Annotated in this window: 22 protein-coding genes; 7 read left to right on the top strand and 15 right to left on the bottom strand. The window is 58.0% G+C overall.

Annotation, left to right across the window (positions count from 1 at the left end; translation table 11 throughout):
• Positions 1-172 precede the first annotated feature (172 nt).
• Together LIY36_RS19255 and LIY36_RS19250 are read right to left on the bottom strand one after the other, a co-directional pair.
• Positions 173-1,216: a DUF4238 domain-containing protein gene (locus LIY36_RS19255; RefSeq protein WP_226456651.1), complete on the bottom strand. Its 1,044-nt coding sequence runs from the start codon at positions 1,214-1,216 to the stop codon at positions 173-175.
• A gap of 642 nt (positions 1,217-1,858) precedes the next feature.
• On the bottom strand, positions 1,859-2,161 hold the full coding sequence (locus tag LIY36_RS19250; protein WP_125969308.1) for a hypothetical protein: 303 nt from the start codon (positions 2,159-2,161) through the stop codon (positions 1,859-1,861).
• A 437-nt stretch (positions 2,162-2,598) separates the two neighbouring features.
• Here LIY36_RS19250 and LIY36_RS19245 point away from each other — a divergent pair, with 437 nt between their 5' ends.
• The 4 genes from LIY36_RS19245 (at position 2,599) to LIY36_RS19230 (ending at position 6,815) form a co-directional block, all read left to right on the top strand.
• Positions 2,599-3,459: a hypothetical protein gene (locus LIY36_RS19245; protein WP_226456650.1), complete on the top strand. Its 861-nt coding sequence runs from the start codon at positions 2,599-2,601 to the stop codon at positions 3,457-3,459.
• 441 nt (positions 3,460-3,900) lie between these two features.
• Entirely contained in the window at positions 3,901-4,125 is a 225-nt protein-coding gene (locus LIY36_RS19240; RefSeq protein WP_226456649.1) for a hypothetical protein, read from the top strand.
• 945 nt (positions 4,126-5,070) lie between these two features.
• Positions 5,071-5,241 (top strand): hypothetical protein, encoded by a 171-nt coding sequence (locus LIY36_RS19235; protein ID WP_166742137.1) that lies wholly within the window; start codon positions 5,071-5,073, stop codon positions 5,239-5,241.
• An 11-nt stretch (positions 5,242-5,252) separates the two neighbouring features.
• On the top strand, positions 5,253-6,815 hold the full coding sequence (locus LIY36_RS19230) for an anti-phage dCTP deaminase (RefSeq protein WP_226456648.1): 1,563 nt from the start codon (positions 5,253-5,255) through the stop codon (positions 6,813-6,815).
• Positions 6,816-7,513: 698 nt separating this feature from the next.
• Here LIY36_RS19230 and LIY36_RS19225 read toward each other — a convergent pair.
• The 3 genes from LIY36_RS19225 to LIY36_RS19215 all read right to left on the bottom strand — a co-directional run bounded on the left by LIY36_RS19225 (position 7,514) and on the right by LIY36_RS19215 (position 10,264).
• The gene (locus LIY36_RS19225; RefSeq protein ID WP_226456647.1) at positions 7,514-8,107 is read right to left on the bottom strand and encodes a hypothetical protein; all 594 of its coding nucleotides are present in this window, start codon (positions 8,105-8,107) and stop codon (positions 7,514-7,516) included.
• On the bottom strand, positions 8,104-8,676 hold the full coding sequence (locus tag LIY36_RS19220) for an RNA polymerase sigma factor (RefSeq protein ID WP_226456645.1): 573 nt from the start codon (positions 8,674-8,676) through the stop codon (positions 8,104-8,106). The genes LIY36_RS19225 and LIY36_RS19220 overlap by 4 nt, the downstream gene beginning before the upstream one ends.
• A 76-nt stretch (positions 8,677-8,752) precedes the next feature.
• The gene (locus LIY36_RS19215) at positions 8,753-10,264 is read right to left on the bottom strand and encodes a vWA domain-containing protein (protein WP_442962224.1); all 1,512 of its coding nucleotides are present in this window, start codon (positions 10,262-10,264) and stop codon (positions 8,753-8,755) included.
• Positions 10,265-11,069: 805 nt separating this feature from the next.
• On the opposite strand from LIY36_RS19215, the gene LIY36_RS19210 reads away from it, so the two are divergent.
• A complete protein-coding gene (locus LIY36_RS19210) occupies positions 11,070-12,338 on the top strand; it encodes a M10 family metallopeptidase C-terminal domain-containing protein (RefSeq protein ID WP_226456642.1) in 1,269 nt (422 codons plus the stop codon).
• Between the two features lie 84 nt (positions 12,339-12,422).
• On the opposite strand, the gene LIY36_RS19205 is transcribed toward LIY36_RS19210, so the two are convergent.
• The 5 genes from LIY36_RS19205 to LIY36_RS19185 all read right to left on the bottom strand — a co-directional run bounded on the left by LIY36_RS19205 (position 12,423) and on the right by LIY36_RS19185 (position 15,334).
• Positions 12,423-13,073, bottom strand: a complete 651-nt coding sequence (locus LIY36_RS19205) for a DUF799 domain-containing protein (RefSeq protein WP_226456640.1) — start codon at positions 13,071-13,073, stop codon at positions 12,423-12,425.
• The gene (locus LIY36_RS19200; protein ID WP_192298535.1) at positions 13,070-13,432 is read right to left on the bottom strand and encodes a DUF4810 domain-containing protein; all 363 of its coding nucleotides are present in this window, start codon (positions 13,430-13,432) and stop codon (positions 13,070-13,072) included. Before LIY36_RS19200 ends, LIY36_RS19205 begins: the two co-directional genes overlap by 4 nt.
• 29 nt (positions 13,433-13,461) lie before the next feature.
• Positions 13,462-14,133 carry a CsgG/HfaB family protein gene (locus LIY36_RS19195; RefSeq protein WP_226456638.1) on the bottom strand — a complete coding sequence of 224 codons (672 nt, stop codon included), beginning with the start codon at positions 14,131-14,133 and terminating at the stop codon, positions 13,462-13,464.
• Positions 14,134-14,177: 44 nt separating this feature from the next.
• Positions 14,178-14,759 carry a hypothetical protein gene (locus LIY36_RS19190; RefSeq protein WP_226456637.1) on the bottom strand — a complete coding sequence of 194 codons (582 nt, stop codon included), beginning with the start codon at positions 14,757-14,759 and terminating at the stop codon, positions 14,178-14,180.
• A gap of 71 nt (positions 14,760-14,830) precedes the next feature.
• Complete coding sequence (locus LIY36_RS19185) at positions 14,831-15,334, bottom strand: hypothetical protein (protein WP_226456635.1); 504 nt, start codon at positions 15,332-15,334, stop codon at positions 14,831-14,833.
• 154 nt (positions 15,335-15,488) lie between these two features.
• Here LIY36_RS19185 and LIY36_RS19180 point away from each other — a divergent pair, with 154 nt between their 5' ends.
• Complete coding sequence (locus tag LIY36_RS19180; RefSeq protein WP_226456634.1) at positions 15,489-16,100, top strand: hypothetical protein; 612 nt, start codon at positions 15,489-15,491, stop codon at positions 16,098-16,100.
• Between the two features lie 3 nt (positions 16,101-16,103).
• The gene (locus tag LIY36_RS19175) at positions 16,104-16,691 is read left to right on the top strand and encodes a hypothetical protein (protein WP_226456633.1); all 588 of its coding nucleotides are present in this window, start codon (positions 16,104-16,106) and stop codon (positions 16,689-16,691) included.
• A 1,141-nt stretch (positions 16,692-17,832) separates the two neighbouring features.
• Here the strand turns inward: LIY36_RS19175 and LIY36_RS19170 are convergent.
• The 5 genes from LIY36_RS19170 to pgaD all read right to left on the bottom strand — a co-directional run bounded on the left by LIY36_RS19170 (position 17,833) and on the right by pgaD (position 23,300).
• Positions 17,833-18,432 carry a hypothetical protein gene (locus tag LIY36_RS19170; protein WP_226456632.1) on the bottom strand — a complete coding sequence of 200 codons (600 nt, stop codon included), beginning with the start codon at positions 18,430-18,432 and terminating at the stop codon, positions 17,833-17,835.
• The gene (gene lepB, locus LIY36_RS19165; protein ID WP_226456631.1) at positions 18,429-19,217 is read right to left on the bottom strand and encodes a signal peptidase I; all 789 of its coding nucleotides are present in this window, start codon (positions 19,215-19,217) and stop codon (positions 18,429-18,431) included. Before lepB ends, LIY36_RS19170 begins: the two co-directional genes overlap by 4 nt.
• 9 nt (positions 19,218-19,226) lie before the next feature.
• The gene (locus LIY36_RS19160) at positions 19,227-19,529 is read right to left on the bottom strand and encodes a hypothetical protein (RefSeq protein WP_192298543.1); all 303 of its coding nucleotides are present in this window, start codon (positions 19,527-19,529) and stop codon (positions 19,227-19,229) included.
• An 84-nt stretch (positions 19,530-19,613) separates the two neighbouring features.
• A complete protein-coding gene (locus LIY36_RS19155) occupies positions 19,614-22,202 on the bottom strand; it encodes an autotransporter family protein (RefSeq protein WP_226456630.1) in 2,589 nt (862 codons plus the stop codon).
• Between the two features lie 615 nt (positions 22,203-22,817).
• Complete coding sequence (gene pgaD, locus LIY36_RS19150) at positions 22,818-23,300, bottom strand: poly-beta-1,6-N-acetyl-D-glucosamine biosynthesis protein PgaD (protein WP_226456628.1); 483 nt, start codon at positions 23,298-23,300, stop codon at positions 22,818-22,820.
• Position 23,301: the final 1 nt, after the last annotated feature.

Here is a 23,301-nt window from a genome sequence, read left to right as displayed (position 1 = left end):
TTTCAAACGCATATGCGTCGAGCAATCCTGATGCATCCCAACATGCAACCGACGGGAAAACCCAGTTCTTGAAAAATTAACAGTCAGCGGATATCAGCATCGATATCGGCAAAAAACGCTCACCAGGCCGCGTACAAAAAATAAGGCAGTCGCGTTTTAGTTTTTATCAGGGTCAATAGTCTTCCAAAATTTTGTCCAACGAGTCGGCAAATATTTTATGAACTTCCTCTCTCGGTAGCCAGTGAGAATTTACACCAATTTCATGCTGTAGTTTTATAGTACGCTCACCGCTTTCATTCGAGATGAAGTACTCAAACGAACAGCGTGCAATCTCTAATGCAAGATCTGAGTAATGCTCGACATTGACTTCGCAGTTTTCGCCTAGCAAATATTGGCTTGAGGACAAAGGCAAGATCACGGCTATTAACTCATCAGATTTATCAAGAAAGGGTTTGAATTTCCGTTCCCCCGCAACATGAAACAGTACGATGGAATCTCCGAGCGGCAGATTTGCGTCAAGGTAGTTCTGAACGGAGTAGCCTAAACTTGAGTATCTGCTGACTCTTTTTTGGGGTGCAATAGATTCGTTGAGCATCTGAATATGGCCGCTTTTTATAGCGCCCGCGATCATTGCAGGCATCGTATGTCGCTGGTCATATATTGCGCCTGATACACTACAGGCAATATTTTTTTGGAACTCCCGCAGGCCCTCAGGATTAGTTTTTATAATCTGCTTAAACATTTTCCTTGAAACCCCAGCTTTCATCAGTGATTTCTGAAATATCGCAGAATCAGGCGACATAATCTTAGTCAGTAACTCCTGCAAAAATTCCAAGTTAGCAAACGTATGCTCTAGCGTACTCATTAACTCTGAAAATAATACATTTGCATTAGATCTCAGATGCTGACTTCGAACTTCAAAGTGGGCCAGCATTTCAGCAATACTAGTTGTTTCATATTTGCCTATCAATCCCGCGCGAAGCCTGTCTACGAGAGGTGAAAAATTATCCTGCTCTTCTTTAGATATTTTGTCATCCAGCTCAGTTTCCGCTGACATGGAGTAGAACAAGGTCTCAATACCAACATTTTTTATATTGGGCTGAAATGGTTGTGAGCCTTTTGAAAAAGTCCAACAATAAACATCTTTGCTAGTGCTCCGACTTGCAAAGCCTTTCTGTAAAAACCTAGGAATGAAATGGTGTCTTGACCCTGACATTTTTGCCTCCTCCACTGAGATAAGAGAGTTTAGCGCGCTATTGATTTTTTGCTTTGCAGCCGACGCACTGAAATTGACCCAGCCCAGACTTCAGGGCTCTACACCTACGCTTCGCGGGCAAGTACTCACTGCCAGCGTTTGCCAAAAACCGCGAACCTTGGCAACTGTTAGCAGGGTGAGGGGCTGGCCAACCTCCTAGGGCTAACTTTTGCTAACAGGCCGCGAGCCTTGCCATCGGCTCCAGGCCGATCTGATGTCAACATCGCCCCAGCTCTCCCACACTCGATCCGATGTCAGGTTTTGTCAGGTTCTGGTGCGCGCTCGATGACAGGTTCCCGCGCCTCTCCGATGTCAAGTTTTGACAAGTAGCTTCGGCAGGCCAGCGGCAGGCTCTGACCCAGAAAAAAGGTTAAGTTTTGTTAAGTTCCTGGCGCTGAGCAGATCGGGCGGTATCCACTCTGGTATCCACGGTTTGGCGTTGATCCACTCCGGAACAAGGGTGGTGGCCAAGCGCGGTGCACACCATCAGTGACCAATTTGCAGAACAACTCCACGGAAGGCTGGCGCCCAGTTCCGGCGGCGTGTTTCGCGCACGCCCGTCGCGCACGTGGTGTAAACGCGCGGCCACGCTCAGTTGTCGCTTCACCTGAAAAGATTGATGACGAACAAAATCAGTATGACCACGAGAAGCACTTTGATATGGCGAAGGGAACGAACGATCTCCGGTGCTGTGTTTTGCGGTCCACTCAGCAAGTAGCTACACAGATCCTCGTAGCGCCGCTTTTGACCTGCCTCCAACTCTTCCACTTGGTCGACCAGACGGTCAGTCGCGAGCGCCATGCTTTTCACCCCCTCTTCTATCGAATAGAGAGCCTGCGCGTGCATAAGCGGGTCGCGGAGATTGCTCTCACGCAACCTTGTCAGGGTGTCCTGATTGCTTTCCATAGGTTTAACATCCGCATTCTGGCTTGAGCTCAAGATCCTAGCTTATTGTCCGTCGTTTTAGTGCAGACGCCTTCGTGGTGACCTGTAAGAACCAGGTTAAAAATGCAGCGCCAGCAGGTCCGCCGGTTTACTGCGCAGCAATTGCGCAAATTGCGCACTGCTAGTACGCATTTGGGTGCGTACCGGCAGCAGGTTCGCACTGAGGTTCGCACCCTCTAACGCGAACCTGGTGCGAACCACGCCGCCAGCCTGTTATCAAAAGTTATGGTTGCCAGGCGCTGGTTTCCACTGTGGTTTCCAGGGTTTTGCAGTGGTTTCCACTGGCAACCCGATCAGTTGCCGAACAATCCCAAGGAGGTGGCGCGGCGAAGTTGCAGACTCTTCACAAACGCCTACGGACGCGTAGGATCAAGATGCGCAAATCGGAGGGCGCCCTAATGAAATTGATCATGGACTTCAAGGCAGACTGGCACGACACGCTCAAGGAGATCATGAGCAAGGAATGGGGGATGGACACGACAGGACTTACTACAGACGTCCCGGTTCATTACTTCAACGCAGCACAAAGACGCATATCCGCGAGGCCTAGGACGCTACTTGTATCGGATACCTTCGAGTGCCCAGCAGAACACCAGGCTGGCTGGGACCTAATACAGCAAAAAGTGAAAGATGGGGAAGATCTAACCCCTCACCTGAGCAAGTTGATTAATAACCCAGAAGACACAGATCCGATGCTGAATGATTGGGGGGTCTACCACTTACACCTAGGCACCGATATCCAAAATGGCTTTGCACGTCGCACAGGCCCTCTGCTCTTTGCCAGAGTCACGGACGAGCATTTCTATGCAGTAGATGTGTACAGCCATGGAGCGTGGACAGAGAGCGAAGTCGTCGAAACAGTCCATCGTAACTGGCCGGAGTCAGTCGCTCGCTGGGTTATGCACGGTGTGAGAGGGGAAAGGCTCACTGATACGCAGAGAGCAGCTCTAAGGAAAAAACACACCAACTCCTTTTTCCTAACCAAGGATGGCACTACGTACGGCCCAATAGGCGGTGGAACGGCCGCATCAGGACACAATATTTTTTCCGTTATCCAGATGGACGTCGAACATGACCGCCTCGAGGCCTTGGAGCGACGACTAGTTGAGATTACGGACGATGTTATGCCAGTGCTCAAAAAAGCTGGATATACGAACGCAGAGGAGGTGATTGCCAAGCTAGTTCTAACGGAAGGGTTTTACGCTGCCCTTTTTCCTGATTACCGGCTCTTGATCAATTTCTATCCTCGCGGCGTTTGACCGATCGCCTAGTGACTAGAACTGTTTGACTCACCCCACTTTGACCACGCTTTGACGGAATGCGAGACAGCCATTAGACCAAACCCTCGCCGGATGGGCGTCTGAGGCTTGTTACGCGCCCAGCCCGTCAAACAAGCGCCACCTTGGCCGCTGATACCCCTGACAGACCCCTGACGGATGCGGCGCTTTTGGCCTGCCTACTTTTACCTGGTCTTTACCGAATCGCTGGAAAATGTGAGACAGGCATGAGACGGATTCGGCAAGCGTAGCCGCCTGAGAACGCGCAGCGGCCAATGCTGGCGGGGCGCACACATGAGATGCGGGGAAATCCCGTACCACATCTCAAGGCCACTTTGCCGCCGGCAGGCATAAACCACGTAAAGGTGATTCCGGGCACTTACGGCGCCGGTGCTACGCTCTCTCGAAACAAGGAGAACCACCATGACGGATACCAAACTGATCGCCAGCCTGTTCGACTGCCTCAATCAAAACCAGCTCGCACTGGGCGCGGCAGTGGAGGAGCTTTCCAACTGGGTCGAACAGCGCGGATCGGCGGATATTGCCAACAACGTGCGCGGCGCACTGGAGACGCTCGACGAGAACCTGGTGTTCATTCGCCAGGGCATTGCTGAGCTGACCGTCGCCGGGAGCCTCGGCGAGGTATGACACTCGCCAGGATTCTAGACAGGCTCTGGACGGCTGGAGACGCCGCAGCTCATCCGACTCGACCCGCGGGCCAAAGCCAGCAAAGGCTGGCGGCAGATCGGGCATGAGGCCGGATAGCTATCTCGTCCAGAAAAAGGGGCTTGCCGAGACAGTAACTTGCGGGACAAGTGACACACGATCGAACCGGCAAACGCGACCGTTATCCTTGACCAGCCTTGACGAAATTCTTGACAGGTCTTGACGGATTTATCTGCCACCACCAGCGGCTGGAGCGCTGATAGCCACGCAGGTCAAGGCTTTGCGAGCATTCGGGCTGCCTGGCCAGCACCAGCCCCGTCTAAAATTCGGGAGGCGGCCGTCAAGGTAGATGCTCGATCAATATCCTGGTGAGATGGGGTGGTGAAATACCGGGCCAGAAAAATGCTTAGCGCGCCAGGCAATACTAGACAGGCCCTAGACGGATATTCGCCGACAGAACGCGGGCAAGTTGCCTGCAACCCAGGGAGCGCGCCGCTTCCAGCGTTAAAGGTGGGGTGCTGGCGCTTGATGCTCGTCAAGTATTACCTAGGGCATCGAAGCACTTCTTTAATCTGGGGGAAAGGTTGGGGGAACGGCAAAGATCTGGCACACCTAGGGTCACCCCCCCTACCCGTAAATTGAACGATGATCCTCGGGCGCACTCATTGCTAATGATGATCCTGGCAATTTCGGATTAATGGCTTTGCAGGCCACCGATGACCAAATTCCCACAAGAGCGTCCACAAGATCTGGGTATTCTTAGTAAAAACCCCTTCTCCAGTAGAAAAATACAATTATGAATTCAGACCAACGAATAACAAATTCTGAGCTATACCGTTTATCATCAACGCGGGCCACACCAAGCAAGCCCTAGCACAAACAGATAGAAAATTGCAAGGCTTTTAATTGATCCATAAGGGATAGCATATGAACATTCAGGAAAGAACGGGAAGGTCAGATCGGACGGACTTGAAAACCCAGGATGACCTGAAAGGCGCTGTGATCTATACCGATGCTTTTGCAGCTAAAAAGAAAAAAAATGAGTACGAGATTGCGGCCGAGCAAATTTCAAGGCGCGCTCAAAAAACCGACTGGTAAGCAGGAATGAGATGAGTACAGGGAATGTAAAAGCTTTGCCCAGCATGGGCGAGGCTACTGCTGCTAACGAAGAAAAAGAAAAAAACATACAAGCTCGCATAAAATCTCGACTGACAAAAGAAATTGTAATTGGCGTATGTGGAGCTGTTGGCTGCAATCTAGCCGATGTAGTTGAAGAGCTAAAAAATCAGTTTGGCTTGTGTAATTACCACGTAATCACCATCAAGCTCAGCACAATAATCAAAGAATATTTTGCTAGTCACCCTCTCCCATCAGAGCACTTTGGAAAAGACTTAAATCGCCTCGGCGTTGATGAGCGCTACCGTGTACTTCAAGATCTCGGCAATAGCATTCGCAAGCGACTAGGGGATGATGCTTTAGCTACCCTTGCCATTCACAATCTTTCAATATCTCGGCAGCTTCAGATTAACGCTAGCGAAGAAGAAGACCCACCGAGAACTGTTTACATCATTGACCAACTTAAAAATCCCGCAGAAGTAGAACTCTTCAGATTAGTTTACAAAAATATATTTTATCTCGTCGGCGTAATGAGCCCTCAGCATTCAAGAATAGATCAACTTAAGCAAGAAGGAATGAGCTCCGTAGCTGCTCAAGAACTAATTGAAAGAGATCGAAACGAGAATCTTGATCATGGCCAGTTATTAGAGAAGACAGTTCAAAAATCAGATTTCTTCATAAGAAATCATTTGACCAGCATCGGAAACTTATCCAAACCTTGCGGCAGATTTGTAGGACTTGTTCACGGACAAAATGGCATTACTCCTACTCGAGATGAGTCGGGGATGTATGCAGCCCACTCAGCCTCGCTGAAGTCTGCCTGCCTCAGCCGGCAGGTTGGGGCTGCGATCACTGACTCATCCGGTAATATTCTTTCGGTAGGCTGGAATGACGTTCCACAAGCCGGTGGAGGTCTTTATTCAGCCGATAATGTGAATGACCAACGATGTGTCAACCATGGAAGGAAATGTTACAACGACTTTCATAAAAGTCGACTGGTAGAAAGCATTGTCAGAATTCTGGAAAGCTCCGCAAAAATCGATCCAAGCCTGGCAGAAGAAATTTCAAAAAAAATATTGAAAGAAACACCTGCCGGAGCCTTAATTGAATACTCCCGTGCAATTCATGCTGAGATGGAAGCCATTTTAAATATCGCTCGTAAACCATCAGGCAGTACCACGGATGGGGTAATGTATACAACAACCTACCCTTGCCACAACTGCGCTAGGCATATAATCGCCTCCGGAATCAATCGAGTTGTATATATCGAGCCATATGAAAAAAGTTTAGCAATGGCTCTACACTCCGACGCGATCTCCATCGACCTCGCAGCAGAAAACAAAATCATTTTCGAAACCTTCGAAGGTGTTTCACCTAAACGGTATACAGCGTTCTTTGCGTTCAATACTAAACGCAAAGATGACAAAGGACTGGCTATTTCAATAATGAATAAAGAAGCCAGTCACGTATCCCAAGAAATATTAGATTCCTACCTAGACGTAGAGGCTAAGGTGTTCGATCTTGCTCGAACGCACAACGTTCCGCTACCCAAATAATTAAAGAGCACGAGGGGGGAGCTCCTAGATTGAATGGCAGTCCAGACCGAAGTGGTATTTTTTCATTCTGACCAGGTCGCCACCTAAGTCTGCCCCCAGGACAGGGATCGGCGAAAACTCCGCCGATCCGCCAGCCTCCACACGCGAAACCTGCCCTACCGAAATGGAAGGTCAGCTCTTCCTCGCGACCACTTTTTGCCTTGAACGACGATTTGCGAAATTAACCCCATGAATGGCCACTACCCTGATCCGGGGTGGTGCTGGCGCAGGGAAATGGAGGGAACGCCTTTGTGTGAGGGGAAGCGCCACACGGCGCCAGCGCAATCGCCACAAAAGTGTGGCGATTGCTTCTCAAAAGTGAGGAACGAAATAATCGGGCCACTTTTGGACTGATCCATTAAAGGATTGGTGGTGATGGCCATACCTTTGCGCTTGTGGCGGCTTTATCACGATGACGATACCGTTCGTCGGGGGTGGAGCAACGAATCTCGACGGCTTTTTCAGCCAGCGAAAAACCGACCGAAAACACCCCAGCAGCCGGCGCCGTGTATCCCCAGGTGTATCCCTTAGAAAGAAACAGACGACCAAACCCTTTAAAAACTAGAACTTCACCCCTAGGTTCAAACGGCGCCGGGGCACCAGATACACACGAAAAAGCCCCAGGTCGAATGGCCTGGGGCTTTTTTGTGGGCGTTGAGTCAGCGCAGTTTCAGCGCCTCCAACCGCGCCGGCAAATCCTCCTCGGGAAAGCGTTCGTGCAACGCCAGCAGCCTCTCATCCGCCGCTCTGCTCTGCCCCGCCGCCCGCAACCGCACAATCTCCCGCAGCCCCTCCTCCAGCGAAGGCAACGCCACTGGCGCACGTTTGCTAAGTTTGGCGGGGGACTCGTCCGCCATCGAGCCCATGACCTGCGCACTCTCGGCCTGTGGCGCAGCAGCCATCCGGGCCACCGGCGCCGGGGCGGACATCGTCGGCGGTGGTGGGCTGGCGACCTCTTCGTGGAGTGCGGAGAAGGTCGCGGTGGAGATTTCCGGCTGCGGCACGGGCGAGCGCATGACCACGCCGATCATCAATGCCAAACCGGCGACGGTGGCGAATGCCATTTGCCAGCGTGGTCGTTGGCAGGCGTGCAGCCAGCGTTGCCACAGGCTCGGCTGTGGTGCCGGGGCTTCGCGGCGGGCGGTGGCGAGGATGAAGGCGTCGAGGGACGCGGGCGGTTCGCCGGTGCTGTGTTGACGCAAGTGCTGGATGAGCACGTCGTCAGAATCCTGGGGGTGTCGAGAGTCGGTCATGCGGGTATCTCCTCGGCCAGCAACCGGCGCAGTTTCTGCTGGGCGTAACGCAGGCGGCTTTTTACGGTTTCCAGCGGGGCTTTGGTGAGGGCGGCGATTTGCGGCACTTCGAGGTCGCCGTGCAGGCGCAGCAGGAAGACTTCGCGCTGGTCTTCGGGCAGGTCTTGCAGCGCGGCGTCGAGGCGCGCCTGGTCGCGGCTCAGGCTCAGTTGTTGCTCGGGGCCGGGGCTGGCGTCGGGCTGGGCGTGCAGCTGTTCGTCGTAGCTGTCGTGCAGCGGGTTGTGGATGCCGTGCTTGCGCCAGTAATCGATCAGGCGGTTGCGGGCAATCTGAAACAACCACGTACGAAAACTCGCCCTCCCCTGTGGCTGGGTAGTGCTGCGGATCAGGCTGAGCCAGGTCTCCTGGTAGATTTCCTCGGCCAGTTCGGCTTTGTTGCTCAGGGACACGAGGAATCGGTACAGGCCCTGGCGATGTCGCGCGTACAAGGCCTCGAACGCGGCACTGTCACCGCTCCGGTAGCGGGCCAGCAGCGATTCGTCGCTGGGCAGGTCATCTGGAACGGCCATGTCGATGGCGAACTCCTTTCTGAAAGTCGACGGTGAATCAAGTGTGGGAGGAAGCAACCCCCTCCCACATTGGGCATCAATGTTTGAGGCTTTGCGCCAATTCCACCAATTGCACGAACTCATTGCGCAGCCCGAACGGGTCATCGCCCCGTGCCGAGCGGGCCAGTGCAGCGACGTCGTGCAGGCGCATGCTGCCAGTGTAGCGGCCATCTCCCTTGAGCTGTTGGGCGAAGGCGGCCACGGCGGCGGCGAAGCGCAGGTCGTCGCTGGCCTGGACAGGTTGAGGGCCGATGGGGCGCTCGATCAGTTGGCTGTCACCGCCCGCGGCGGGTTTGTAGCGCACACGCAGCATCGCCAGTTCAACGGCTTTGCTTTCGGCCTTGGGCTCTGCGGCATAGCGCAGCGGCTCCAGCCAACCCTTCTCGCCCTTCGGCACAATTTCGTACAGCGCAGTTACGGTATGCCCTGCACCCACTTCTCCGGCGTCGACCTTGTCGTTGTTGAAATCCTCACGCTTCAGGGCGCGGTTCTCATAGCCGAGCAACCGGTATTCGCTGACCCGTGCCGGATTGAACTCCACCTGCAATTTCACATCCCGCGCCACCACGGCGAGGGTCGAGCTGAGCTGGTCGACCAGCACCTTGCGGGCCTCGCGCAGGTTGTCGATGTAGGCGTAGTTACCGTCGCCGGCATCGGCCAGCTGTTCCATCAGGTGTTCGTTGTAGTTATCCACACCGAAGCCCAGGGTCGTCAGGGAAACCCCGCTTTTGCGCTGGAGCGTGGCCATCTGCTTGAGGCTGTCGAAGTCGCTGACGCCAACGTTGAAGTCACCGTCGGTGGCCAGCAGGATGCGGTTGATGCCGTTGTCGATAAACCCTTCGCGAGCCATCTGGTAGGCCAGTTCGATGCCCGAGGCGCCCGCGGTCGAGCCGCCGGCGGTGAGTTGCTCGATGGCATTGCGGATCTTGGCCTTGTCGCGGCCGGAGGTAGGCTTGAGCACCACGCGGGACTCACCGGCGTAGACCACCAATGACACGCGGTCCTGATCGCGCAGTTGATCCACCAACAATTTCAGGGTGCTTTTCACCAGCGGCAAACCTTCGCGGCGGTCCATGGAGCCGGACACGTCCACCAAAAACACCAGGTTGGCTGGCGCCAGGTCTGCCACGGCGCGGTCGGACGCCCGGATGCCGATGCGCAACAACTGGGTGTGCGGGTTCCACGGCGTCGGGGCGAGTTCGGTGGTCACTCCAAAGGGTAAGCCATCGGTGGGTAATGCGTAACGGTAGGGGAAGTAATTGACCATTTCCTCCAGTCGCACAGCCCCCTCGGGCGGCAGGCTGCCCTGATTGAGGAAACGTCGTACGTTGGCGTAACTGCCAGTGTCCACGTCAGCGCTGAAGGTCGAGACGGGCATTTCGGCGACCCGCTGCACCGGGTTGTCCGGCAGGCGTTCGTACTGCTCCCCAGGCTCGTTACGAGATGGATTGACCCGCTCGTCACTCATCATCAACGGCGCCGCCATCGGCGCTGGCGCCACACCCTTGACCAGTGCGCCTTCGAGGCGTGCCTGCGCGACGCTGGGCATCACCGTCGCGGCTTCTTCGTGGGGCGTGGCGGTGTCTTGGGACGTGGGCACGCCACAGCCTGCCATTGCCATGCAAGAGGTGATGGCAAGGCCTTGTGCGACAGGGCGCAGGAGCGGCAAGAAAAGACGGGGCATGGCGGCTGAACCTCGGGGGTGAATGATGTGTTCACTCCTTCAGACGCAACCGGATCGGGGCTCGGGTTAAACATAGAGGATTTTTCTTAAACCCGCGCTCGGGAATGGCGCTGTCCTGTAAGTGCGTGTGTGGTTCTTTTGTTGTCCATCGGACGCGATCAGGAAAAACCCCAAGACAAACAAAATAGGAACCCGCTCTGCCCCGCCTCATCTGCAAAAAAACAGACGCCACAGCTCACTGCAACAACTTACGACAGCATCGGATAAACCACCATTGGGTAACACTTGAGCGATTGGCAGTGGTTTTCAGCGGTGAGAACTTGGTCCTGCGCAAAAGGACTTTGCCTACAGACTTTCACCAAGGAAAAATCAAGCAGCGTGTGACGGTAACACAATGAAAATACATTCTGGCGTGCCTACTTTTTTCGCTCCCTACAGTGCACCTCCAAGGCCACAACGTTTCTTTAGGCCCTTCTCCATTCCGCCGATTTTTCGCCCCTTTATCCGACCATTTGTCACTCACCCCTGGCTGCGACCTTTTAAGCCCCCAATACCTCGCCCAATGCCTCGCCCGACCCCTCTGCCCGAGAACAGGCCCGTGCGTCCCGAGCGCCTTACGCTTCCCCCAGGCCCCGACAAACCCAGCCCGCAAACCTGGGATGGCAAGGACATGACTCAACGGCCAAATGACCCTCACATCGCCCGGGTGAACAAACGCTCCTACGATAATCAGCAGATCATCGAGCAGCTCACACGCAACGTGCCGACGTGGCAGGACAAGAACCAGAACAACACCACCGAAATTTCAGTTTCATTCAACCCAGGCGGGTTCAACGAGTACCAGAAACAGGAAGCACGACGCTCTTTAACCTCTTGGAGTGATGTCGCCAACCTGCAATTCACCGAGAACGGAGGGCCCTCCGAAGGCCGGGTGACGTTCGGAATTTCAAACCGGGTCCGCACCGCACAGGGCACATATCCGACACCCTATGGAGGAGGCGGTGGCGCAACGCTCTACAACTCCCGCATGGCCACACGCACAGTGATGACCCACGAGATCGGGCATGCCCTCGGCCTGAAACACCCCGGCAACTACGACGGCAGCGCCTCGGAAAGCCAGCGCGTGTATGCCCAGGATTCCACCGCCCACACCGTCATGAGCTATTTCGGCGATCAGAGCAGTGGCAAACAGCTCGGCGCCAAGCCCCTCGCACCGATGATGGATGACATTGCCGCGATCCAGAAAAAGTACGGCGCCAATTATCAGACCCGCAAAGAAGACAATACCTACGGTTTCAATTCCAATACCCAGCGGGATTACTACACCCTCAATTCCGCACAGGACCGGATGATCGCCTGCATCTGGGACGGTGCCGGCAATGACACCCTGGACGTATCCGGCTACAAGTCCAACCAGGTCATCAATCTCAAGGCAGGTGCTTTTTCAGACATTGGCGGGCTCAAGGGCAACGTGTCCATCGCCAGGGGCTGCACCATCGAGAACGCCGTCGGCGGCGCAGGCCACGACGCGTTGATCGGCAATGAAGCCAACAACCGGCTCACCGGGGGCCTGGGGGCGGACCAGATACGTGGCGGCGACGGCGCGGATACCTTCGTCTACAACGACGCCCGTGACTCCACCCCCGAACAGCCCGACACGCTCATGGACTTCACCAGCGGCACCGACAAGATCGATGTGTCCGGCGCCCTGCAAAAAGCCCGGGTCTCGGGACTGAATTTTGTCCAGGCCTTCAGCGGCAAGGAGGGCGAAACGCTGCTGACGTATGACCAAGCCACCGGCAAAGGCAGTGTCTCCATCGACCTGAATGGCAATGGCCGCGCCGATCTGCTGATCAAGACGCATGGGCAGGTCAAACCCGAGGATATTGTTCAAAGCGACGTACGCAGCCGTAATCGCTGGAACAATCGACGTGGCTGAAAACGCCGAAAAAAAGCCATCCACAACGACAAAGGCCCTCCCCGATCATTGCCGGGAAGGGCCTTTGCCTGCGGTGCCGAGGGTTTAGTCAGTACCGTACTTCGGGTTACGCGGACCGTACAGGATCCCCGTGCGCTGGCCCGGCGACAGCAGGCGCGCGCTGGTAATACCGGCAATCGGATGCGCCGCATCAGTCGAGCTGTTGACCACTTGCTTGACCGCTGCCGTGATCAGCATGCCCACCAGGCCGCCGCCGTTGTTGTTGCCTTCCTCGCTGGAGGCCCGCGCCGAGCCGGTCCACAGGGTGGTGCCGGTGCGCAGGTCGACCAGTTTGGCCGAGGCCGTCACTGCCGTGTCGCTGGTGATCAGCATGTACTTAGTGCCGTACTCGGTAACGGTGATGTACAGCGCCGCGTCCGCACCGAAGATGTCATGCAGCTTGGTCGGTGGCAGTGCCTGGATGTCGTTGGCGGTGGTCAGGCCGTTCTGGCGGAAGGTTTCGTCCACCAGGGCAATCGGCAACACGTAGTAGCCGGCTTCGGCCAACGGGTAGGTGACTTGCGACACCAAGCTGTAGGACGCCTGCACTTCCGGCGACTCATTGAGCGGCGGCAGCACCAGGATCGACTTGGGGCGCGACTGTTTGTACGCGGTGTAATCGATGGTCTTCGGCGCAGCGCAACCGCCGAGCAAGGCCAAGGCCAGCAGGGCGCCGGTGAGTTTCAACAGGCTCATTTGGTGGCGACTCCGGTCTTGGCGTTTTTCAGCAGGAAGTCCATGTACGACGCGGACTCGGGGAACAATGCCTTCTCGGTGCGAAACTCCTGCACCATCTGGTCATCCTTGCCCATGCTCAGGTACAGCATGCCCAGGTGGGCGTGGTAACCCGGCGGGGCCTTGCGGCCACTGGCGTTGATCTTTTGCAGATCCCGTTCCAGCGCCTCGACCTGTGCTTCCTTGGGCTCGCCCTTGAAGTACTCGTAAACCTGCGGCTGGTAGCTTTCCCATTGATACAGGGGCTGGGGCGCCGTGTGGCACCCGGCGACTACTGCGGTTGCTGTCAGCATCAGCGCCAACTTCACTGCCTTGCTCATCCGTGTACTGCTCCTTGAGGTGTTGCTGATCAGTTGCGCGGGTTCCAGGCGCCGGCGTTGATGCCGTCCACCAGGCGGTTGATGGCTTCGCGCATGGCCAGGTCGAGGACCTTGCCATTGAGAGTGGAGTCGTAGCTGGCGGTGCCGCCGAAGCCGACCACTTCACGGTTGGACAGCGCGTATTCACCGGCGCCCTGGGTGGAATACACCACTTCGGAAGTGCTGATGTTGACGATGTTCAACGCGACTTTGGCGTAGGCCACTTGCGTCTTGCCGCGGCCCAGGATGCCGAACAGCTGGCGGTCGCCGGTTTCCTTGCGGCCGAACTCGGTCACATCGCCGGTCACCACGTAGTCAGCGCCCTTGAGCTTCTGCACCGTGCCCTTGATCGCGGCTTCCTGGGAGATTTCGCCCATGTTGTCGCGGTCCAGCACGCTGAAGCGGTTGGTCTGTTGCAAGTGGGTGATCAGGATGGTCTTGGCCTGGCCACCGAGGCGGTCGACGCCATCGGAAAAGATGCCGCGCATGTAGCTGGAGCGGTTGTCGAACTTGCCTACGGCGATCGGTACACGCACGCCTGAATAGGCGACGTTGGCGCTGGCGACTTGCTCCACCGGCAGCGCGCGGTTGCTCTCGGTGGCGCAACCGGCAACGGTCAGAAGCGCTGCGGCGGTCAGCAGGATTTTGGACAGTGCTTTCACAGGGTGCTCCTAGAGTGAGAAATCAGCAGGTGCAGCAGGTAAAACTAGCGGGTGGGGATGTTGCGGATGTCGTTGACGATGTCGCGGCTGTAAACACGGAAGTAGAAGCCTTCGACACTGGAGTTACTGTTATTGGTCACCAGGGCGCCCATGGTCTTGTACTGCTCGAAGTTGCCGATCACGCCGCCGGGCACTTGGTCATACAGGGCCTTGGAAAAGTGAAGAACCTCGGCGCCGTTCTTCTTGACCGTGACCTTGTAGCTGAAATCGACACTGAGCAGCAGTTTGTTGTCGTCGACGATCAGTGTGGCGAGCCCGCCTTTCGAATCCTGGATATGCCGCGTGTAGACAATGCTCATATCCAGCAGATAGTCGGCCTTGTCCTTGCTGGTGGCGTAGCGACCTGCTTCGAGCAGGCGGTTCACCATATCGACACCCAACGCTTTGCGAACCTTTTCGTCGGACAGGAAGCGCTCATTTTTGCCCACCACCTCAACGTCGAGCGTGTCGAGCCAGTAGGTTGCAGTCTTGGGAATGGTGACTGGCGCCGGTGAGATGTAGTACTCCGGCTGGGAGGCACAGCCAGCCATGAGGCAGGCGGCGAAAAAGAGGACAAGCGCGCGCATGTAAGAATTCATCCCTGAACAGTATCGAGCTTTAAACAATCGGCGGCATTTTACGGAGTTGAGAGGGGTTCTCAAGGGATTTCTGAGCCCAGGCCGCCCGTTTTGCTGCCGTCTGTCGGCTCCGGTAGGGCAATCAGCGCCATCAAGGCGCAGGCTGCAGCACCAATGAAAAACGCCGAAATCAGCGCTAAGGCATTGTCTGTAAAAACAAAACCCTTGGTGCTGCCGCGCATCACCAGGTAGTCCAGCCACGTCAGCCACACAAATGCGACCGCCCCGCCGCTGAGCCCGATAATCGTATAAGTGCGGCGCCCTTTGCTGAACGCGCAAAAGGTCACGAACAGCGCAAAACCCAGGGCGGGCAACAGGTACACCACCTGCGCCAGTACCGGCGTAGTGACAAACACCATCCAGAGTTCCAGCCCATGCACTTCCCCGAGTGCACGCGGGTTGCTGAACAGCTGTGCCAACGTGGCGACAAACACCACGGGGCCTGCGGCCAACCCAAACACAAAGGGCATGAACCAGAAGGCGAAGAACACTTTCAGGTGGGGATATTTGTTTGGCTTCATCATGATTTTTTACGAGAACGGGCCGTGACTGTACACCGCCGCCCTGACGCTCGAAACCCGGCCGTGCGCGGCGCCCGCGATAAAAGCTTGTTCATTCAAGTTCTGCGCCGAGGGGTCGAGACAGTGGCTTGGTTCGTTCTTTTTATAGGGAAATTGCGTGTTTAAACTCCTCCTGCGGGCTACCGCCCTGATCGCCGCGCTGTCGATGACCGGCTGTGTGTCCTACACCGTCACCGGCCCTGTCGGCGCCCCGCTCCACCCTGCCGCTGTCAGCAGCCCGCGTAGCGCGCAAATCGCCGATGTCGCGGTAACTGCCGCCGACATCAACGACGCCAACAAGACCGCCATCAGCCGCTCCCTGACCGTGCAGCTCAATCAATACGTGCGCAGCGCCGGTTACTTCAAGCAAGTCACTGAATACCCTACGCGCCTGGGCGAAAACGATGTGTCGCTGAAATTCAACATGACCTCACTCAAGGGCCACCGTGGCGTGCACCCGGCCTACGTGCCCGGTGCGTTGCTGACGCTGACGATCTGGATCTGGGTCAACGGGCCGATCTTCGTCGACACCTTTGACGTGGCCGGTGACCTGACGATCGTCGACCGCGACGGCAAGCAACTGGCGAGTGCCAAGCAAGAGGTCAAGTTCGAGCGCAACGTCGGCCTCTACGGGCGTGAATACTGGGCACCGACCATGGGTGCCAAGCAACTGAATGAATTGGTGTCGCAACTGCTCGACAGCGCCACCGCCAAGCTGCCCAAGGAGTAAGTCATGAAAGGATTGATCAAACACAGCCTGGTGCTCGCTGCCGCGTTGCTGAGCGGTTGCGTGTCGTACTCGCAACACGAACTGCCGGCGGTGCAGACCTGGCCACCGACCGCCAACGTGCCGGCGCAGAAGCCGACGGCGTACGTACGCACCACCGCTCTGCACCAGGTCAACAGCGGCCCGGGCAACGCAGTGGCTGGCGCCCCGGCGCTGCTGTGGGAAAAGGCCGTGGCCGACTCGTTTCGCCAGTCCAATCGTTTTTCGCGGGTGAGCACCGACAAGGTCGACTCGGATATTTATGCCGACGCCACCCTGTCCAACAACGAACAGTTCAGCATGGCCTCGGCGATCATCACCGGCGCGACCTTCTTCATCATCCCGTCCACGGCGAAGAACACCTTCACCCTGGAAACGGTGTTCAAAGACAAGGATGGCAAAGAGCTGGGTCGCGTCAAAAAAAGCGAGTCGGTACGCACGTGGATGCATTTGGTGCTGATCGTGGGTATTCCATTCCAGACCGATACACGGGAAGTCGTGGAGGCGTTGACGCGCAGTACGCTGGATGAGGCGGTGCAGCGCAAGTTGCTGTAAGTCGGTTCAGGCAACCTCTCTGCCAGCAGTACCGCCGCCTTCGCAGCCTCGCTAAAGCTCGACAACTCCCACAGGGATTGGCAGTGCCTGGGCAATCTCCAGCCAAACACTGACAGCCCAGCAACCCCAATCAACTGTGGGAGCGGGCTTGCCCGCGAAAGCGGTAGTTCAGGCAACATCTCCACCAGCAGCACCGCCGCCTTCGCAGCCTCGCTAAAGCTCGACAACTCCCACAGGGGATTGGCAGTGCCTGGGCAATCTCCAGCCGAACGCTGACCGCCCAGCACCCCCAATCACCTGTGGGAGCGGGCTTGCCCGCGAAAGCGGTAGTTCAGGCAACTCCTCTGCCAGCAGTACCACCGCCTTCGCAGCCTCGCTAAAGCTCGACAACTCCCACAAGGGATTGGCAGTGCCTGGGCAATCTCCAGCCAAACACTGACCGCCCAGCAACCCCAATCAACTGTGGGAGCGGGCTTGCCCGCGAAAGCGGCAGTTCAGGCAACATCTCCACCAGCAGCACCGCCGCCTTCGCAGCCTCGCTAAAGCTCGACAACTCCCACAAGGGATTGGCAGTGCCTGGGCGATCTCCAGCCAAACACTGACCGCCCAGCAACCCCAATCAACTGTGGGAGCGGGCTTGCCCGCGAAAGCGGTGGTTCAGACAACACCTCTACCAGCAGTGCCGCCGCCTTCGCAGCCTCGCTAGGGCTCGACAGCTCCCACAGGGGATTGGCAGTGCCTGGGCGATCTCCAGTCGAACGCTGACCGCCCAGCAACCCCAATCAACTGTGGGAGCGGGCTTGCCCGCGAAAGCGGTAGTTCAGGCAACATCTCCACCAGCAGCACCGCCGCCTTCGCAGCCTCGCTAGGGCTCGACAGCTCCCACAGGGGATTGGCAGTGTCTGGTCTATCTCCAGCCAAACACTGACCGCCCAGCAACCCCAATCACCTGTGGGAGCGGGCTTGCCCGCGAAAGCGGTGGTTCAGACAACACCTCTACCAACAGTGCCGCCGCCTTCGCAGCCTCGCTAGGGCTCGACAGCTCCCACAGGGGATTGGCAGTGTCTGGTCTATCTCCAGCCGAGCACTGACCGCCCAGCAACCCCAATCAACGGTGGGAGCGGTGGGTCGACCAACCGATTTACTGAGGCCGGCACACGTTGTATGCCTGATTCTCGGCAACTTCCTCCATGTGATGCCCTATCACCGTATTGAGCACCAACTGCCGCTCCGACTTCCCGGTGGGGCGGTACGCCGAGCCCTGGGCATCGGTCTGGATCTTGAAGCCGCTACTCGCCAGTTGCTTGACCAACTGCAAGCGTCTGGCCTGATCACCGTTGCCGCGATGGTCGCTCGGCGACAGGAAAATGATGCGTTCGCGCTGCAACAGCCACACCGGGCGGTCACTGTGCTCGCTTTCAAACACGTAGGCGCAGTCCACCGCCGCGGCCGGGAAACTGGCCTTGCGCACATAGTGCCCGCCCTCATAGCCCACCAACGTCACCAGCCCAGGCTGCACCACGGCAATCGCGTCCTCGGTCTGCACGCCGTTTTGAATGCCGTAGTTCGAATACGCCCAACGCAATGGAATGAACTGCGCCGCCGTGGCGCCAAGCGCGAGGTCGTTGTTGATCCGCGCCTGATCTTCGGCGCCGCGATAAGGCACGCCCTGGCAGCCGGCAAGTGCGGCCAGGCAGAGCAGCGTCAAGGTTCTGGTGAACATCCGAGAAGTGCTGATCATGGGAATCGCGTCCCGATCCGCGCCCGCTCGCTGGAGAACCAGATCCCGGTGATCTTGCCGACCACATCGGCTTCGGCAACCTGGCCCATAAAGCGACTGTCGTTGCTGTTGTTGCGGTTGTCGCCCAGCAAATAGACGTGACCCGGTTCGACTTTAAGCGGCGCCAGTTCCATCGACGCAGCGCCGTTCACGGTATCCGCCGGTGCGTGGAACAGGCCGAGGTTTTCGCCATTGTGGATCAGCTCGCCGTTGACGATGGCCAGGGTATCGCCGCCCACACCGGCGACGCGCTTGATCGCCTCGGTGCCGTTCCAGCGATACACCACGATGTCGCCGACTTTCGGCGCACCCGGCTTGAGATCGGCGATGACGTAGTCGCCCACCGACACCGTCGGCGACATCGACCCGCTCGGAATGTAGTAGTTCTTGAAGCCCAGCAATGGCACCCGCAGCACTTCCAGCAGCACGAAGGTCAGCACGATCAGCACGCCCACATACAGCGCGTGGAAGCGTTTGCGCGGCACGTCCGGCGGGCCATCGTAGCGCTTGGCCAACACCGCCGAGACGATGGCTGAACCAAGCTTGACCGCGACCACAAAGGCGAAAAACACGTACAGCCCGATAGGCGAGGCAATCAGACCGCATGCACCGAGCAAGATCACACCGCCGTACATAAACGCGGCGACCCAGATCGCCCATTTGACACGGCCCACGTAGACCAGCCCCCAGCCCGCCACCAGGCAGGACATCAGGAAGGCTTGAAGGGGGAGTTTTGCGGGTTTCATGGCGGGTCCTTAAGGAAAATTGGTGTCCACAAAGTGTTGCGCGAAATCTTCAGCGTTGATCGCGGTGCCAGCGTTGGCGAACTTCTCGACGTTGGCCTGCCATATTGCCCGGATCTTGTCGGCAACGGTCGCCGGGAAATCCATTTGCACCTCGATCACTGACTGCCAACTGCCCGACGTGCCATACACCTCATGCAGCTTGGGTTCCATGGCGCGCAAGGTGGCCTGCTGCTCATCACTCAGCTCACCGATGGCGGCCAGGACATAGCACTCCAACAGCCGCAGGAATGGCTTGCCTTCATATCGCCTCATAATCCCTCTCCAAAATCACACCGAACCCCATGGCGAGGGAGCTCCCTCGCCACAGGTACCGTGTTTACCCTTGATTGGGCAAGGTTAGAACGCGTAGCGCGCCTTGAGCATCACCCCATCAGCGTCAAACCCACTGCGCGCCTGGCGCGTGTAGCTGGCGCCAACGGTGAAGTCCGACACCTGGTAATTCACGCCCACGCTGGCTTCGTAGCTGTCACGCGCCACCGACGCGCCGGTGACGGTAAACGCCGAACCACCCAACACATAGTTGGAGGTTTGCGCGACACGATCCCCCATCAGGTCGTGATACGCCATCAGTGTCGCTTCCGGCTGCAAGCTGCCCGCGCCCATCGGCAGGTTACCCGCCAGGCGCACACCGGCGCCCAACTCGCCCACTTCATAGCGCTGCGAACGTGTGCTCAGCGCGGCCGACGAACCCTTCTCGTCGTAACCGTCCATGCGCACGCTGGCATAACGCGCAGCCACACGAGGCTCGATCACCACCGCCTGCGACGGCTTGAAGCTGTAGCCGCCGATCACACTGGCCGACAACACATTGCTGTCGTAGCTGCCCTTGGCCGTGGTGCCGGCGATGTGGCGTTTGCTCTGGTTGTCGTTATGGCCGTAGCTGAGGCTGCCGTCGACAAACCAGTCTTGCAGCGACCAGTTACCGTACAGCGACAGCGCGTGGCCCTCGACGTCAGTCTTGTTGCCCAGGTCGGAATGGATGTTGGAATTGAGGTAGCTGTAGGCCACGCCCAGGGTGGTGGTGTCGTTGACCCGACCGTCCACACCCACCGCCATGCCGCTGCTGTTGGCCGAGTAGCCGTTGGCGCCGCCGCGACCGTCCTGGTCCATGTTGCTGCTCAGGCCCTGCACCCACACGCCACCGCGCTGTTGTTGTTCACGTTGCTCGGTGAGGCGGTTGAAGATCGCGCCGTTGACCACGGTTTGCCCGGACAAGGCCACGTCCAGCGCACCGCGATTGACGTCCGGCTTGAGCTGGTCGCTGATCTGCGCCAGTCGCTCGGCCGTACCGGCGTTGGCCAGGGCCTGGAACACCTGGTCATCGCTGCCGAGCTGGCTCAACACACCATTCTTGAAGCGGTTGACCGCCGTGGCCGACGCCGCGCTGGCGCCGACGGCGGCGAGGTCTTGCTGGACTTGCCCGTCGGCCTTGACCGCCACCACGGCCTTGACCGTCTGCGCATCGGCCGAGTAGCTGAGCACGTCGAGCAGTGCCGAAGAACTGCCCACCGACAGGCCGTTGTCCTGCACGCGGGTGGCTTGCAGCAGGGTGTATTGCGTGCCGTCGCGGGTGCTGGCGAAATCGCCGGGGTTGGCGCTCACGGTCAGCTTCGAGGCGTTGGCAAAGGTGGCGGTGCCGTTGACCGTCAGGTAGGCGCTGGTCGGCACCACGCGGTCGGACAGGTGCATGTCGATGCCCGCACCGTTGGCGACGTTGAGGTCGCCAGTGACGCTGGTGCCCTGCGCAGAGAGGTTCAGCGAGCCCGAGTTGATCGAGACTGGCGCGCTGATGCGCGTGCCGGTGAAGTTCGCTTGGCCGGCGACGTTGACCGCGTTGAGGTTGAGCAGGTCGCCGACGATGGCGCCGCCGGTCCAGTTCAGCGTCGCCAGGTTGGCGGCGTCCACGGCAACCCCGGAGTTGCTGCGAATTTCGCCGGCTTGCTGGTTGATCTCGAACGGCGAGGTCTGTTCGCTGGCGTTGACCAGGATCGCGGTGCCGTCTGCGGTGATGGTGCCGCGGTTGACGATGCCTCGGGCGCCGGTCGCACTGTTGGCAGCGAAGGTGGCACCGCTGAACTCGAAGGCACTGGCATCGGTGCCCTTGGCTTCAAGCGTGCCGGTGTTGAGGATGTAATCGATGGTGCCGTTGTAAAACAGCACGCCGCGCGCCGCGCTGCCGTCGGCAGAAACCAGCCCACTGTTTTCGATACGCAGCGCGCTGGTCGCGGTTTCCACTTCAATGCCCAGGGCGTCCTCACCCGTGGCGATGATCGAGCCGGAGTTGAGGATCTTGCCGCCGATGGTGGTCGGGGTGGCGCCGTCGACATCAAGGATCAAACCCGTGGCGCCACGGCCATCCATGTTGATCACGCCGGTGTTGGAAACGTCGCCGCCAATGGTGGTGCCGTGCAGGTAAATGCCTTCGCCACCGCCCACGAAACCCAGCGTCGGTGCATTCGGCAGCGGCGCCGTCGAGCGGATCGTGCCCGAGTTGATCACACTGCCACCAATGGTCGCGTCACCGATCTCCAGCCCTTCATAACCGCCATGGCTCATCAGGATATTACCGGCCTGAATCACATCCCCCGTGATGGTGCTGGGGGGCAGGTTGTTCGGGCCGGTCCAGTACATCGGGTCGATGGCCATCGCACGGATCGTTTTGCCTTGCGAGTCCAACGTAATGTCGGCGCGGTTGATCAGCGAACCCTGGATGTGGGTATCGGTAAAGCCCAGGCCCGCTGGCAGGGTAGTGCTGGGGTCGACCACTTGGGAGAGCTGCCCGGTGATGGTCACAGGCTCATTGAAGGTCTCACTGGCCCAAATATTCTTGCCCTGCCCCAGGTCGAACTCCACGGCCAGCAGCTGGGTGCTGATCGCGCCGACCATGAGGGCCAACACGGTTTTCTGGAACGGCTTGCGCTTCATTTCTAACTCCATGAACTACGGGTCATTGCCGCCAATACGCCCGACGGCAGTAGGTAAAACGAGTGAATGGATCAATTGATCCGCGTGCATTCCCCCCCAGGTGCCCACCTAAAACCCAGGCGCACGAAGACGCACCGCAAGGGGCGGTGGCAGGCAGGGGAATAGAGGGGAGAGGTTCACATCAATCCTTAATGTCATTTGAAAACGCTGCAGTCCATGCAGCCCGACCGCGTGTGGGTGGGCGGGGTAGAGACCCCGGGATAAACGAAATGTTCAAATGGTGTAGAGGTGGGAGCTGGGTTTGTGAACGGGGTCGCAGACACGGCGCGTGAGGTTCTGCCTCACCTGAGCGGTCAAGCGACTGAGCACTGGGCCAGAGGGCCGCTTTGAGGAGGTTTGGCTATGGCCTGATCTAGGTCGCCTTGCCGAAATCCAGAATGAACCCCGACAAATAAGCCAGAAACCTGACGGGACTGTAGTGAGCGGGCTTGCCCCGCGCTGGGCGGCGCAGCCGCCCCAAACGGGACGCTGCGGTGTTTCAGAAAGACCGAGGTGTCTGGACCTGGGGCGGCTGCGCCGCCCAGCGCGGGCAAGCCCGCTCACTACGGGCTTAGATCAACTGGCGTCTTTGTTGCGATCCTGGTCGGGCACCAGGGTCAATGTGGGTTTTTCCACGTCGCGGGAGACGTGGGATTTCACTTCTTCCACACCGCCCTCTTCGTCGTTGTGGATCACCAGCACACCGGGTTTGCGCAGTTGTTCCAGATCACCCGCGCCGAGCTTGAAGCTCTCGCTGAGGTGCGTGTCGCTGAGCGCGTTGGCCTCGGCGCGGCGCTGGGCGAATTTGCGGCCTTTGCGTTGCTGGTAGCGCGCCCAGGTGACCAGGATCAGCGCGTTGAACAGCGCGATCCACAGATAGATCTGCAAGGTGTTGAGCGCCGCAAAGATGGGCGCCTCGATGCGCGGCCCGCCGTGGGTCTCGAGCATCGCGCCGATCCCGCGTGCCAGCAGCCAGATCAACCCGGCCCAGGCGGCCAGGGTCAGCACCACGTCGACGATCCACATCACGGTGTTTTGGCGAGTTCTGACCAGTTTCATG

This window comes from Pseudomonas sp. AF03-9 (assembly GCF_020515815.1).
Taxonomy (GTDB): domain Bacteria; phylum Pseudomonadota; class Gammaproteobacteria; order Pseudomonadales; family Pseudomonadaceae; genus Aquipseudomonas.
Note: the sequence above shows the minus strand (reverse complement) of the source record. Positions and strands in the feature narration are given on the sequence as shown.